We start from the raw sequence: 14050 nt of genomic DNA on the forward strand, positions 1-14050 counted from the left end.
GGTGTCGGCAGGTGCACGACGACGGAGAGGTGGCGGACGGGCGAGGGTTGGGGCAACCGATTCCGATGTGGAGGCCTCTGTCCCGTGGCTCTGTTTCTCTACCGCCTAGGTCGCCTTGCCGCACGGCTGCGTTGGTGGGTCGTTGTGGTGTGGGTGGCCGTCCTGTGCGGGGTGGGCTTCGCGTCGACGACCGCGTCGGAGCTGCCGGAGGACTCCGGGGTCATGCCCGGCATCGAGGCCAGTGACGCGCTGGGCCTCATGGAGCAGCGGTTTCCCGGCGGGGCCGAGAACGCGACCGCCCGGATCGTGTTCGTCGCGGACGAGGGGCAGCGCGTCACCGACGCCGCCAACCGCGCGGTCATCGAGCGGCTGGTGAGCGAGGCGTCGCGGGGAGAGCAGGTCGCCGCGGCGGTCGGGCCGTTCCAATCGCGGGCGGTGAGCAAGGACGGGTCGACGGCGTATGCGACGGTCCAGTACACGGCGTCGAAGAACGATCTCTCCGTGGCCGCCAAGGAGGACCTGCGCGGCGCCGTCGAGCGGGCGCGGTCGGCGGGGTTGACGGTGGAGGTCGGCGGGCCGGTGCTGGCCGACAAGCCCAAGGTCGGCGGGCTCAGCGAGGTCGTCGGCGTCATGCTCGCCGCGCTGGTGCTGCTGATCACGTTCGGTTCGCTGGTGGCCGCGGGGCTGCCGCTGCTGACCGCGATACTCGGCGTCGGCATCAGCATGCTCACGATCCTCAGCGTCGGTGAGGCGTTCGGGCTGTCCACCACCAGCAGCACCCTGGCCATCATGCTCGGGCTCGCGGTCGGCATCGACTACGCCCTGTTCGTCGTGTCCCGCTATCGCGAGGAACGAGGCAAGGGGCACCCGGCCCAGGAGGCCGCGGGCCTGGCCGTGGGGACGGCGGGGTCGGCGGTGGTCGTCGCCGGGCTGACCGTGGTCATCACGCTGGCCGGGCTCACGCTGGTCGGCATCCCGACGGCGGCGAGGATGGGGCTGAGCGCCGCAGGGGCGGTCGTGGTCGCCGTGCTCATCGCGCTGACGCTGGTCCCCGCGCTGCTGGCCTTCTTTCCGGACGCCGTTCTCGCGCGCCGCGTCCGCCGTCCGGCGGTCCCCTCGGAAGGAACGAAGGACAACGCGGGGACGCGGTGGGCGCGGTTCGTCCGGCGGCGGCCCGTGGTCGTGCTGCTCGCCTCGGTCGCCGGCCTGGTGGTGCTCGCGGTGCCGGTGGCGAGCCTGCAGCTGGGCATGCCCGGGGACGAGGCCAAGTCCACCGAGACGACCGAGCGCCGGGCCTACGACGCGCTCGCGAAGGGCTTCGGGCCCGGCTTCAACGGGCCGCTGACCATCGTGGTGGACGCCCGAGGCGCGGGCGATCCGCGGACGGCCGTGAAGACCATCGCGGGCAGGATCGACGCGACGCCGGGAGTGGTGGCCGTGTCCCCGCCCCGGTTCAACCCCGCGCGCGACACCGCGCTGTTCACCGCGACGCCGTCCACCGCCCCCACGAGCGAGAAGACCAAGGACCTCGTCCAGCACATCCGGGACGGACGGTCCGCGACGCAGGCCGGCACCGGAGCGGCGTTCCTCGTCAGCGGGACCACGGCGGTGGACATCGACGTCGCGCAGAAGGTGCCGGGCGCCCTCATCCCGTATCTCGGGGTCGTGCTCGGCCTGGCCTTCCTGCTCCTTCTGGTGATCTTCCGTTCGCTGCTCGTGCCGCTCAAGGCCGTGTTCGGCTTCCTGCTGTCCGTGCTCGCCTCGCTCGGCGCGGTCGTCGCCGTCTTCCAGTGGGGCTGGGCCGCCGACCTGATCGGCCTCCAGCAGACCGGCCCGATCATCAGCATGATGCCGATCGTGCTGGTGGGCATCATCTTCGGGCTGGCCATGGACTACGAGGTGTTCCTGGTCTCCCGGATGCGGGAGGCGCACACCCACGGCGAGTCCGCGGGCGACGCGGTCGTCACCGGCTTCCGGCACAGCGCCCGGGTCGTGGTCGCCGCCGCGCTGATCATGATGGCGGTGTTCGCCGGGTTCGTCGGCGCCGACCTGGCCATGATCAAGATGATCGGGTTCAGCCTGACCGCCGCCGTCCTCTTCGACGCCTTCGTCGTCCGCATGGCCCTCGTGCCGGCCTTCCTCGCCCTGCTCGGTGAGCGGGCGTGGACGCTGCCGCGCTGGCTGGACCGGCTGCTGCCGCGCCTCGATCTCGAAGGCGAGGCCCTCACTCGTCGGCACCACGGTATCGCTGCCCCCGTAGGTACCGTGGTGCCGACCGCCGGTCGACGGACGGGATGACGCCGCGACGCCCCGGAGCGTGCCATGACGATCAGCTGGCGCCACTACGCCAAGGACCACCCCGGCATCGTCGACGCGGCGATCACCCTCTTGATGATCTGCGCCGCGTCCGGCCCGGCGATGCTCAACAGCGACCTGTCCGACACCGACGCGCTGAGCTGGCGGTCGGCCGTCCCGCTGACCGTGGTCGGCGCGCTGGCGCTGCTGTGGCGGCGCAGCCATCCCCGCACCGTGGTCGTGCTCACGGTCGTCGGCGCCAGCGCGGCGGGCGGGTTCGGCTACCTCATCACGCCGGTGCTCCTGGCCCCGGTCATGGTCGCGCTCTACGAACTGGCCGTACGCGTTCCCGGGACGACCACTCGCGTGTACTACGCGGCGTCTACGGCGGCGGTCGCCGTGTCGGCGCTGGTCGGGGACGAGTACGGCTATCCGTGGCCGCTGGCCGTCCTGAACCCCGTCCTGTTCCTCCTGCTGCCGGTCGCGCTGGCCGAGTACACCCGCCTCCGGCACGACTACCTGGCCGCCGTCACGGCACGCGCGGAGTACGCCGAGCGGCACCGCGAGGAGGTGGCCCGCCAGCGCGTCACCGAGGAGCGCGCACGCATCGCCCGCGAACTGCACGACGTCGTCGCCCACCACATGTCCCTGGCCAACGCCCAGGCGGGCGCGGCGGCCTACCTGGCCCGCGGACACCATGACGATCAGGTGCAGAAGATCCTCGCCGACCTGACCGGCACCACGTCCGCCGCGCTGCGCGAGCTCAAGGCCACCGTCGGCCTCCTGCGGCAGCCGGACGACACGAGCTCCCCGCTCGAACCGACCCCCGGGCTGGCGCGGCTGCCGGAGCTCACCGCCGCGTTCGCCTCCGCCGGGCTGGACGTCGACGTCACCGTCGAGGGGGAGGAGCGGCAACTATCGCCCGGCGTGGATCTGACCGCGTTCCGCATCCTGCAGGAGGCCCTCACCAACGTCACCAAGCACGCCACCACAAGCAACGCGTCCGTCCGGCTGGCCTACGCCGAGGACCGGCTGACCATCACCGTCGCCAACGCCGCCGGGCCCACGACGCCGACCCCCGAGAGCCCGGACGACGGCTTCGGTATCGTCGGCATGCGGGAGCGCGCCCGGTCCGCGGGCGGACGGTTCCACGCCGGCCCCCTCCCCGGAGGCGGGTTCACCGTCGTCGCCGAACTGCCGATCCGGCTCTGACCCCCATCCGGCTCTGACCTCCGATCGAGAGCGACCGTGACCATCCGCATCCTCCTCGCCGACGACCAGGAGCTGCTGCGCGCGACCTTCCGGATGCTCATCGAGGCCAACCCCGACATGGAGGTGGTCGGGGAGGCCGCCGACGGCGACGAGGCGCTCGCGCTGACCCGCGCCCACAACCCCACCCTCGTCCTCATGGACATCCGGATGCCCCGCACCAACGGCCTCGACGCCACGACCGCCATCTGCGCCGATCCGGGTTTGTCCGCCACCCGCGTCCTCATCCTCACGACGTTCGAGACCGATGAGTACGTGGCCAGGGCCCTGCGCGCGGGCGCCAGCGGGTTCCTCGGCAAGGACGTCTCCGCGGACGCGCTGCTCGACGGCATCCGCACCATCGCCGCCGGCGACGCGCTCCTGTCGCCCACGGCCACCCGCGCGCTGATCACCCGGTTCCTCGCCACCGCCGAACACGACGCGCCCGCCGAGGACGTCGCGCGGCTGGACGCCCTCACCGCACGGGAACGCGAGGTCATGGTCCTGGCGGCCGAGGGCAGGTCCAACGCGGAGATCGCCCGCGAGCTGGTCATCAGCCCGCTGACCGCGCGCACCCACGTCCAGCGGGCCATGACGAAGCTGCAGGCCCGCGACCGCGCGCAGCTGGTCGTCATCGCCTACCAGACCGGGCTCGTCCGGCCCCGGCCGTCGTCCTCGTACTGACCGTCAGGTGGCGGCCCGCGCTTCGGTGAGGGCGTCGACGTGGGCCGTGGTGTGCGTCGCCGAGCGGAACTCGGGAGAGTCGATCAGCTCGTCGAGGAACCCGGCCGTGGTGTGGACGCCGCCGCCGCGCGCCGACGTCTCGCCCAGGGCGCGGCGCATGCGGGCGATCGCGGTGTCCCGGTCGGGCGCCCAGGAAATGATCTTGGCGATCATCGAGTCGTACTCCGGGGCGATCAGGTATCCGGGGTGGGCGTGAGTGTCGACCCGGATGAACGGGCCCGCGGGCAGGCTCAGCTCGGTGAGGACCCCAGGGGTGGGGGCGAACTGGCGGCGCGGGTCCTCGGCGTTGATCCGGCACTCGATCGCCGTCCCGTTCAGCACGACGTCCCGCTGGGTCAGGCGCAGCCGCTCGCCCGCCGCGACGCGGATCTGCTCGGCGACGAGGTCGACGCCGGTGACCATCTCGGTCACCGGATGCTCGACCTGGATCCGGCAGTTGACCTCCATGAAGTAGAACTCGCTCGCCTCGCCCGCGCACTCCACGAGGAACTCGAACGTGCCCGCGCCCTCGTAGCCGGCGGCGCGCGCGCCCGTGACGGCGGCGTCCCGGATCCGGGTGACGAGGCCGTCCGGCAGCGCGGGCGCCGGGGACTCCTCGACGAGCTTCTGGTGGCGGCGCTGCAGGCTGCAGTCCCGCTCCCCGAGGTGCAGGACGTTCCCGTGCCGGTCGGCGAGGACCTGCACCTCGACGTGACGGGCGCGGGTGAGGTAGCGCTCCGCGTAGACCCGGGGATCGCCGAACAGCGTGGCGGCGGCGGCCTGCGTGGAGCGGAAGACGTCCGGCAGCGTGGCGGCGTCCCGCGCCACGCCCATGCCCCGGCCGCCGCCCCCGGCCGCCGCCTTGATCAGCAGCGGGAAGCCGATGCGCTCGCCGAGTTCGGTGGCGGCGGTCAGGTCGAGCGGCTCGGTGGCGCCCGGCAACAGCGGCAGCCCGGCGTCCGACATGAGCCTCCGGGCGCTCACCTTGCTGCCGAGCACGGCCATGACGCCGGCCGGCGGGCCGATGAGGGTGATCCCTGTGGATCGGCAGGCGTCGGCGAAGTCGGCGTCCTCGGACAGGAAGCCGTAGCCGGGATGGACGGCTTGCGCGCCCGTGCTGACGGCGGCCTGCAAGATCGCGGCGGCGTTGAGGTAGCTGCGCTTGGCCGCGGGCGGCCCGACGCACACCGTCTCGTCGGCCAGCCGGGCCGGGAGGCTGTCGGCGTCGCGGGCCGAGTGCGCCAGGACGGTGCGGACCCCGAGGTCGCGGCAGGCACGGATCACCCGCAGCGCGATCTCGCCCCGGTTGGCGATGAGGATCTTGTCGAACACGCTCAGGCCCCCGGGTCGATCCCGAAGAGGGCCTGGCCGTACTCGACGGGCTGCCCGTCTTCGGCCAGCACCTCGGTGATCACCCCGTCGAGATCGGCCTCGACGGGGATCATCAGCTTCATCACCTCGAGGATCGCCACCTGCTGACCGGGCTTCACCCGGTCGCCCACCTGGACGAACGGTTCCGCTCCCGGTTCGGGGGAGCGGTAGAACGTCCCGACGGTCGGCGCGGTGACGCGGGCGCCGGCGGACGACCCGGTGCCGGCCGCATCGCTGGATTCGGCCGGGTTCGCTCCGGGGCCGGACGGGGGCGGCCCCGGAGCAGGCGCGGTAGGAGCGGGAGACGGCGGGGCCCAGTCCAGCTCCAGTTCGATGTCCCCGGCCCTTATCCGCAGCCGTTCCGGTGCGCCGGGGAGCTCGGCGAGGAGCGTCGCCACCGCGTCCCGCACCTGCTCCAGCAGGACGATCTCGCCGGGGCCGGGGTCAGTGTTGGGGGCGGTGGCGGAGTCGGGGTGGACGGTGGTCACGACGCCTCCCATTCCGGGGCGTACTCATCGGCGGAGGTGACGAACTCGCTTCCGTAGCGCGCGAAACGCGCGTGGCGGTCGGCGCGCAGCTTGGCGTCGCCCAGCCCGTCGAGGTCGTCCAGGAACGCCGAGATCGCGAGCCCGAGCCGCCGCGCGGCCTCCACCGGATCGGCGTCGACCCCGCCGGACGGTTCGAGCAGCACGCCGTCCACCACGCCGTGCTCCAGCAGATCCCGCGACCGCAGCTTGAGCGCCGCCGCCGCGCGTCCCGCCTCGGCGGGGTCCTGCCACAGGATCGCCGCGCACCCCTCGGGGCTGATCACGGAGTAGACCGCGTCCTGCCACATCAGGACCCGGTTGGCCACGGCGAGGGCGAGCGCGCCGCCGCTGCCGCCCTCCCCGGTGACCACCGCGATCACCGGCACCGGGAGCTGCGCCATCAGCTTGAGGTTCTCCGCGATGGCGGTGGCCTGCCCCTGCTCCTCGGCCTGCCGGCCGGGATAGGCGCCGGGGGTGTCGATCAGCGTGACCACCGGGACGCGCAGCTTGGCGGCGAGCCGCATCAGCCGGGCCGCCTTGCGGTAGCCCGCCGGGAGCGGCATGCCGTAGTTCCGGCGGGCCAGCTCGGCCGGATCGTGCCCCTTCTGGTGGCCGATCAGCATGACGGGGCGTCCGTGGAGACGTCCGAGGCCGCCCACGATGGCCGGGCTGTCGCCGGACACCCGGTCGCCCGCCAGCTCCCGGAACTCCTCCAGCAGCAGGGCGGCGTAGTCCAGCGTGGTGGGCCGCTCGATCCGCCGGGCCCGCCGGACCATGCCGTGCGGATCCTCGTCGGGCAGCCGCGCCGGGTCGCGCACCACGAACCCGTCGATCTCGTCGGGGTCGCTCGTGTGGGCGCGCAGCCGCACTGGTTCTGGCCTGCGGGGAGGTTCGGTGCGTCCGGGCCGCCCGGATCGCAGCAGCTTCGCCAGTTCGGCGCGGAGCCCGTCGCGCGGGGCGATGAGATCGATGAACCCGCGCTCCAGCAGGAACTCCGCCGTCTGGAAGTTGGACGGCAGGGTCTCCTTGATGGTCTGCTCGATGACCCTCCGGCCCGCGAATCCCAGCCGGGCGCGCGGCTCGGCGATCGTGACGTCGCACAGCGTGGCGAACGAGGCCGCCACCCCGCCGAACGTCGGATCGGTGATCAGGGAGATCGTCAGGAGGCCGGCCTCGTCCAGCCGGGCGAGCATGGCGCTGGTCTTGGCCATCTGCATCAGCGACAGCGCGCCCTCCTGCATCCGCGCTCCGCCGGACGTGGTGACCAGCAGCAACGGTGTGCGGCGGGCCAGCGCGACGTCCCCGATCCTGGTGATGACCTCGCCGACGACCGAGCCGAGGCTGCCGCCGAGGAACCGGAAGTCCATGCACGCGACCACCACCGGGCTGCCGTCGATCTCACCGGCCGCGCCCACCACCGCCTCCGGCAGTCCCGTGCGGGCCCGGGCGTCGTCCATCCGGCGGCCGTAGGGCTTGCTGTCGGAGAAGCCGAGCGGGTCGGCCGGGGCGATCGAGAAGCGCAGCAGTTCGATCGAACCCGGATCCAGCAGGAACCGCAGCCGCTCCATCGCGGTCAGGGTGTCGTGGCGGCCGCATTCCAGGCAGCATTTGAAGTTCCGCAGCCAGCGTTTACCGTAAGTCGCCGCACCGCAGCCGCTGCACACCACCCACTCTGAAGCCGTCGTCTCCGGAATGGTGGCGGGGTAGGCGGCGTTCTCGCGTGACATCTCGTCGATACTCCCTGTCTCCTGCGGCGGGGGCACGGTCAATTCGGCAGGCCCGCCTCCAGGAGGTGCAGGTAGGAATTCACCGGCTGCATGTTCACGACCTTCAACCCGGCGCGGCGCACCACGGCGGTGATGGTCTCCGTCGTGTGCTTCCTGCCGTCGGAGTTCAGCAGGAACAGCAGGTCCGTCCCGGTGGTGAACTTGATCTCCGGACTTCCATCGATCATGTTGGTGATGATGAATATCCGGCTGTCCTTCCGGCCCGCCTTGGCGGCGTTCCGCAGTGCGGTCACGGATTTCTCGTCCGCCCATTCGAGAATGTTCTTGAACAGGTAGACATCGGCCTCGACCGGAATTTCGCGAAGGCAGTCTCCGCCGATGACCCGGGCCCGCGAGGCCAGCGATCCGCCCACCCGGAGCCGGCTGTCGGCCTCGGCGACGACGGGCGGCAGGTCGAGCAGGATTCCCTGCAGATCCGGGTTCTTCTCCAGCAGTGTCGCCAGGGTGAAGCCGTGGCCGCCGGCGACGTCCGCGAGCGTGCCGACCCCGCGCAGATCGAGCGCCTCGGCCACCGCGTTCGTTGCCAATCGGCTCAGCTCGGTCTGCGCCCTGTTGAACACTTCCGCCGACTCAGGCCACACCTTGTGCAGGTGCGTGAAGAAGTCAGCGCCGTACTTCTCCTCGAATTTGCCGCTCCCGTTCCGGGCGGCCTCGTCGAGGTTCGGCCACAGCTCCCACGTCCACGGCTCGGTGACCCACAGGACGTAGTGCTTGAGGCTGTTGGGGTCGTCCTCCCTGAGCAGCCGGGACGTGGAGGTGTGCGCGTGCCCCTCGGGCGTCGGGGTGAAGACGCCGTGCTGCGCGAGCGCGCGCATCAGCCGTCCGAGTACCTCCGCGTCGACCTTGAGGGCGCGGGCCAGCTCCTCCGTCGGCACGGGCCGGTCGCCGATCTCCTCGGCGATCCCGAGGCGCACCGCGGCCCGGAGCGCCGAGGCGCCGGCCGCGTTGAGGGCGAGCTCGCGCACACCGATGACCGCATCATGATCGGCGATATCCTTTTCTTGAATCGTCATCGATCGCTCCGTTCAGGACGAGTTGGCAATTAGCGGCCGAGTTCGACGGCTACCAGGCTCAAGGTAGAGGCCCGGCTCTTGAGAACCGGTTGAGAAACTTTTGAGCAGGCGGCTTGAGACGCCTTCCACGATTGTTCAAGGGGCCGACCGGACGATTGACGTCATGAGCCCGCCCGCAGTGAAGGGCATGGCGCCGGTTCCTTTTCAGCGAACCCGTATTGCGCACGTGTTCCGAGCCGGCTCATGGAATCGTCAAACACGTTCGGAGGACGGATGTCAAAGGAGCACGGCCGGGTCGCGCTGATCACGGGCGGGACGAGTGGAATCGGGCTCGCCTCGGCGGAGCGCCTGGCCCGCAGCGGCCACCGGGTCTTCATCTGCGGCCGCGACCTCTCGGCGGTCGAGAAAACGGTGGAGGGACTCCGGAGCGCGGGCCACCAGGCCGACGGCACGGGCTGCGACGTGTCCGACGTCGCGCAGATCGAGCACCTGGTGACGACGGTGAAGGACCGTTTCGGCCCCATCTCGGTTCTGGTCAACAATGCCGGACGCAGCGGCGGCGGCATCACCGCTGAGATTCCGGACGAGCTGTGGCTCGACGTCATCAACGTCAATCTCAACAGCGTCTTCCTGGTGACCAAGCGCGTCCTGTCGGACGGCGGAATGCTCGCCCTGGGCCACGGACGGGTCATCAACCTCGCGTCCACCGGCGGCAAGCAGGGCGTGGTCCTCGGCGCCCCCTACTCCGCGTCGAAACACGGCGTCGTCGGCTTCACCAAGGCGCTCGGGCTCGAGCTGGCGAAGACCGGTGTCACCGTCAACGCCGTCTGCCCCGGATATGTCGAGACCCCGATGGCCCAGCGGGTGCGCGAGACCTACGCGAACATCTGGAAGATGTCCGAGGACGAGGTGCTCGCCAAGTTCAACACGAAGATCCCGATGGGCCGCTACGGCAATCCCGAAGAGGTCGCCGCGATGGTGGACTACCTGGCGAGCGACGACGCGGCCGTGGTGACCGCCCAGGCGATGAACGTCTGCGGTGGGCTCGGCAATTACTAGCACCATAGGGAGAAAGACTGCCTTTGCGGCCGCGCCCGCAAAGGCAGTCGTCCCTGGGGAGCCGGGCTCCGGTGTTCCTGATGGCCGTTCGATGTCTGCGAGGGAGCGAGAAAGGGAGCGTTCAAGGTCGGTATGCAGAGAAACTCGACGGTATATGGAGAAACTCTACGGCCATCCGGACGAGTGCCGGCTCATCGGACGCCGATGGCCCGACTTACCATGCGGCGAATTCGATCGACTGGAAACTCCTGGATGATTCGCGCCTGCCGTCGGTCTCCTCTTCTCTGGCCCTGGCCGTCCAACCGCCGCTCAGTTCGTCGAGCTCGGGGGCTCCGGTGAGCAAGGAATGGTGTAACTGCTGTAGTCGTGGAGACGGCTCGATTCCCAACTCTTCGATCATCCATGCGCGCAGCTCGCGATAGATCTCCAGCGCCTTGCTCCGAAGGCCGGAACGGTAGAGCGCGAGCATGTAAAGGGCGTGCAGGTTCTCGTTGTAGCTGTAACGCGCGGTCAGCGATGTCAGCTCGCTCAGCGACTCGCGGTGCCGACCGCGCCGCAGCTCCGCTTCGAGGCGGGACTCCACGATCGTCAGCCGGGACCGTTCGAGCCTGGCGACCTCGGGCTCCAGCACGCGGCCGAGCTCGACGTCGGCGAGCGCCCTGCCCCGCCACAGCGCGAGGGCCTGGTCGAAGATGCGGACCGCCTGTTCGTCGTCCCGCATCTCCAAGGCGGTCATCCCGGCCCGCTCCAGCGACCTGTACTCGTACAGGTCGACGGTCGCGCCGCGCAGTTCGAGCGTGTACCCGCCGTTCCGGGTGATGAGCACCTCGCCGGCGATCTCCGCGGCGGGAATCCGGAGCGCCCGGGAAAGGTGCTTGCGCACCTGCATCACATAGGTCTGCAACGTGGTCTGCACGCTTTTCGGCGGCCGGGTGTCCCAGATCTCGCTGATCAGCGCGTCCGTCGACACCACCTCGCCTTCGCTCAGCAGTAATGCCGAGAGCACCTGTCGCGGTTTCCGGGCCGACGGCACGGCGGTACGGTCGCGATGCGTCACCGCCAGCGGTCCCAGAATTCGGATGTCCATTCATGCTCCCCTAACTCGTGTGCGGGATCGAACCTTTTCTGCCGGAGGACGGCAGCCTCCTCGATTCGTAGAACGGAGAAAGGTGAGCAGGCCGCCGCCGCGGTGCGGCGAAGGCCGGCTCGACGTCAGGAGCTCACCTGGACAGAGTTGTTCCAAAAGTTCGCATCAGGACCTGATTCCCCCGGTTCTTGATCACTGTTTTCGCGCTGTTGTGCAACCGTTCGCTGGTGGAGATGGGGGGACGGTCGGCCCCCGTTGGGTGGCCGCGCGGGGCCACGGTCGGCCAGATGCGTCGGCGCGGCGGAGAGGGGCGCCATAGCGGCGCCGTCCCCCTTAGCCGCAATCCCCGTCAACGCTGAAGATCTTGCCTTGAGATTCTCGAAACCCCCGTTTCGATCAATAGCCCTCAGTCACGACCATATCATCAGATCCACCGATGGATTTCACATAACAATACTTTTACCCGGTCGACTCGGAGAGACGTCTTCGTCCTTCCCCGGAGCGACTCCTTCGCCCTTCGCCGGAGAGGCGGCTTCGCCCTTCGCGGGAGGGACGTTGAGGTTGCAGCGGAACATGTTCTCGGGATCGTGAACGGCCTTGAGCGCGGCCAGCCTGTCGAAGGTGGCCGGCGTGTAGTACTCCCGGGCTTGTGCGCCGGCGTCCCGCTCGCCTTGCAGGAAGCTCGGCGAGCGGCCGAGCGCCCAGGGGGCCACGGCCTGCGTCACGGTCTGCGCGGTCTCGTGCGCCACATCACGGTCAGGCCCCTGGGGGAGCGTCACGACGCGCAGCACGTGGGACGCGTCCCGGTGGTCCACGGCGTTCGGTATCGCGGGCGGCTGCGCCAGCGCCGCACCGAGGTGGTTGAACTGCACCACCGCGAACACCTCGGCGCCGGGCCCGACCAGGTCGAGCACGGCGCCCGGAACCGACGCGTCGAACTTGCTCATCATCGCGTTCGCGCAGTAGAAATTGCGCGGCTGCTTCGGTTCGTTGTGGATCGTTCCCGATGCGGTGTAGGGCATCTCGCCGACGTTCTCGACCAGGCGCGGTCCCAGCGCCCGCAGCGGAGCGACCAGCTCCTCGCCGCTCTCGACCGTCCCGGCATAGGCGATGCGGACGTGCGCGACGTGCCGCCCGCGCAGCGGCGCAGGCACGGCGGGCACGTCCGGTAGCGGGATCAGCCCGATGCTGGAGGACATCCGGTCCGGGACGGTCCCGGTCCACTCCCGGTAGGTCTCCAGGACGGCCGGGATCAGCTCGGTGTCGAAGTACAGACCGCCGCCGTAGAACCGGGCGACCGGGAACAGGTCGAACTCCAGCCCGGTGACGACGCCGAAGTTCCCGCCGGCGCCGCGCAGGGCCCAGAAGAGGCCGTCATCGTCGTCCGGCGTCACGGAACGGAACTCGCCGTCGGCGGTGACCAGGTCCACCCGGCGCACGTGGTCCGCCGCGAAACCGAACGTCCGGCTCAGCAGCCCGAGCCCGCCGTTGACGGTGTAGCCGACCACGCCGACGTCGGGGGACGAGCCGCTCAGCGGCGCCAGCCCGTGCTCGGCCGCGGCGGCGATCACCTGCTCCCACCGCGTCCCCGCCGCCGCCCACGCCGTGCGGGACGCCGGATCCACGCGGACGCCGGCCATCGGCGCCGTGTCGATCAGCACTCCGCCCTCGGTGGGCGCGTTCAGGCCGTGTCCCGTGGCCTGCACCGCGACGGCGTGGCCGTGTTCGGCGGCGTACCGGACCGCGAGCCGCACGTCCTCCGCCCCGCCGGCCCGCACCGCCACCGACGGCTCGTGCAGGTACGCGCGCTGGACGCCGCTCCGGGCATCCTCGTAGCCGGCGTCCCCGGGACGCAGCGCCACGCCGTCCAAGCGTGCCGCCAGCGTCTGAAAGGAAGTCGTGCCCGTCACGACTTCGCCAGGAGGTCGTCGCGCGTGACGGTGCGGTGCCGCACCAGCAGGCCGCCGTCCGAACTGACCAGTTCGTCGCGCATGACGGTGCTCGTGGTGAGGTTCGTCACGCCGTCGATGGTGTCGAAGACCGGGACGTAGCACGTCGTGCGCAGAACTTCGTCCGACGACGGCTCGACAATGACGTTGAACACGAAATGGCGGCGGATGGCGCCCTGGTCGTTGAGCCGCGCCACCGTCTTCTCGCCCAGTTCCGTCAACTCCTCCCTGCCCTTGACCGGGTCCGGCAGGCCATTGGACTCGAAGACCCCGTCGGCGGTGAAGGTCTCGGCCCAAACGGCGATATCGCCGTCATCCAGCGCCTGCATCTGCATCGCATAGAACTGGTCGACACGGCTGTAGACCTCGGCCGGCACGGCCGAGCCCGCGGAGGTGACCGTTTTCCCCATGACTGACTCCTTCTCTCATCCGAGTTCTCTCATCTGTGTTCTCAACCGATGTGTTCTCAGCCGACCGGCAGGCTCGGCGTCCCGGCGTTCAGCCGGCCGAGGTCGTCGCGTTCTATCTCGCGGGATATGACCCGCCAGGTCGTCCCGGACCTGCGCAGCACGTCATGGATCATCGCGGCCGACTGCAGGCAGGCGCCGCGCTCGGCGTCGATGACCAGGAAAAGCCCGTAGAACCTCGCGTGGATCAGAGCGCCGTGGGCGGTGAAGGTGAAACCGTGCACGCAGTGCCTGCGCTGGATGCCCTTCTCGTGGAACGAGGCGTCCAGTTTCCAGACCGCGGGCTCGAAGTCCGCCTTCTTCACCGGCGAACCGTGACCGAGCACCTTGGTCGTCATCGTCGCGTCGTCGTCGAAGACGTCCAGCCATTCCTGGGTGCGGCCCCGGTCGCGGGCGTCCAGCTGATCCAGGTAGAACCGTCTCAGCTCGTAATACCTCGCCGGGGACACCGTGCGCTCCTGCCGGGAGTCGACCGGCATCATCGTTTCCCCTTCCTCGGACCCTGGGTTCCGGCCCGTCGTTTC

The 14050-nt window shown here is 70.3% G+C and carries 12 protein-coding genes; 4 read left to right on the forward strand and 8 right to left on the reverse strand.

Translation table 11 applies throughout. The annotated features are described in order from the left end of the window. Nucleotides 1-84: 84 nt before the first annotated feature. From E1287_RS17780 to E1287_RS17790, 3 genes are read left to right on the forward strand one after another with little or no spacing between them, the layout of a single operon-like run. Nucleotides 85-2298, forward strand: a complete 2214-nt coding sequence (locus tag E1287_RS17780; RefSeq protein ID WP_131966069.1) for an MMPL family transporter — start codon at nucleotides 85-87, stop codon at nucleotides 2296-2298. Nucleotides 2299-2322: 24 nt separating this feature from the next. After that, nucleotides 2323-3507 (forward strand): sensor histidine kinase, encoded by a 1185-nt coding sequence (locus E1287_RS17785; protein ID WP_131966070.1) that lies wholly within the window; start codon nucleotides 2323-2325, stop codon nucleotides 3505-3507. A gap of 36 nt (nucleotides 3508-3543) precedes the next feature. After that, nucleotides 3544-4227, forward strand: coding sequence for a response regulator transcription factor (locus E1287_RS17790; protein WP_131966071.1), 684 nt, complete (start codon nucleotides 3544-3546; stop codon nucleotides 4225-4227). Nucleotides 4228-4230: 3 nt separating this feature from the next. Here E1287_RS17790 and E1287_RS17795 read toward each other — a convergent pair whose 3' ends face one another. The 4 genes from E1287_RS17795 to E1287_RS17810 are packed head-to-tail and all read right to left on the reverse strand — an operon-like array spanning nucleotide 4231 to nucleotide 8964. Then, nucleotides 4231-5598: an acetyl-CoA carboxylase biotin carboxylase subunit gene (locus E1287_RS17795; RefSeq protein ID WP_131966072.1), complete on the reverse strand. Its 1368-nt coding sequence runs from the start codon at nucleotides 5596-5598 to the stop codon at nucleotides 4231-4233. A 2-nt stretch (nucleotides 5599-5600) separates the two neighbouring features. After that, on the reverse strand, nucleotides 5601-6125 hold the full coding sequence (locus tag E1287_RS17800) for a biotin/lipoyl-containing protein (protein ID WP_165969061.1): 525 nt from the start codon (nucleotides 6123-6125) through the stop codon (nucleotides 5601-5603). Next, complete coding sequence (gene accA / locus E1287_RS17805; protein WP_131966074.1) at nucleotides 6122-7891, reverse strand: acetyl-CoA carboxylase carboxyl transferase subunit alpha; 1770 nt, start codon at nucleotides 7889-7891, stop codon at nucleotides 6122-6124. The genes E1287_RS17800 and accA overlap by 4 nt, the downstream gene beginning before the upstream one ends. A 38-nt stretch (nucleotides 7892-7929) precedes the next feature. After that, nucleotides 7930-8964 (reverse strand): methyltransferase, encoded by a 1035-nt coding sequence (locus E1287_RS17810; protein ID WP_131966075.1) that lies wholly within the window; start codon nucleotides 8962-8964, stop codon nucleotides 7930-7932. A gap of 273 nt (nucleotides 8965-9237) precedes the next feature. Here E1287_RS17810 and fabG point away from each other — a divergent pair, with 273 nt between their 5' ends. Further along, complete coding sequence (fabG, locus tag E1287_RS17815; RefSeq protein WP_131966076.1) at nucleotides 9238-10023, forward strand: 3-oxoacyl-ACP reductase FabG; 786 nt, start codon at nucleotides 9238-9240, stop codon at nucleotides 10021-10023. A 214-nt stretch (nucleotides 10024-10237) separates the two neighbouring features. On the opposite strand, the gene E1287_RS17820 is transcribed toward fabG, so the two are convergent. The 4 genes from E1287_RS17820 to E1287_RS17835 all read right to left on the reverse strand — a co-directional run bounded on the left by E1287_RS17820 (nucleotide 10238) and on the right by E1287_RS17835 (nucleotide 14008). Continuing rightward, nucleotides 10238-11110, reverse strand: coding sequence for a BTAD domain-containing putative transcriptional regulator (locus tag E1287_RS17820; RefSeq protein ID WP_131966077.1), 873 nt, complete (start codon nucleotides 11108-11110; stop codon nucleotides 10238-10240). A 443-nt stretch (nucleotides 11111-11553) separates the two neighbouring features. Next, entirely contained in the window at nucleotides 11554-12972 is a 1419-nt protein-coding gene (locus tag E1287_RS17825) for an FAD-binding oxidoreductase (RefSeq protein WP_243719145.1), read from the reverse strand. Nucleotides 12973-13016: 44 nt separating this feature from the next. Further along, complete coding sequence (locus E1287_RS17830; RefSeq protein WP_131966078.1) at nucleotides 13017-13469, reverse strand: nuclear transport factor 2 family protein; 453 nt, start codon at nucleotides 13467-13469, stop codon at nucleotides 13017-13019. A gap of 56 nt (nucleotides 13470-13525) precedes the next feature. After that, a complete protein-coding gene (locus tag E1287_RS17835) occupies nucleotides 13526-14008 on the reverse strand; it encodes a nuclear transport factor 2 family protein (protein ID WP_131966079.1) in 483 nt (160 codons plus the stop codon). Between the last annotated feature and the right edge of the window lie 42 nt (nucleotides 14009-14050).

Origin of the sequence: Actinomadura sp. KC06 (genome assembly GCF_004348735.1) — a bacterium.
Lineage (GTDB): Bacteria > Actinomycetota > Actinomycetes > Streptosporangiales > Streptosporangiaceae > Spirillospora.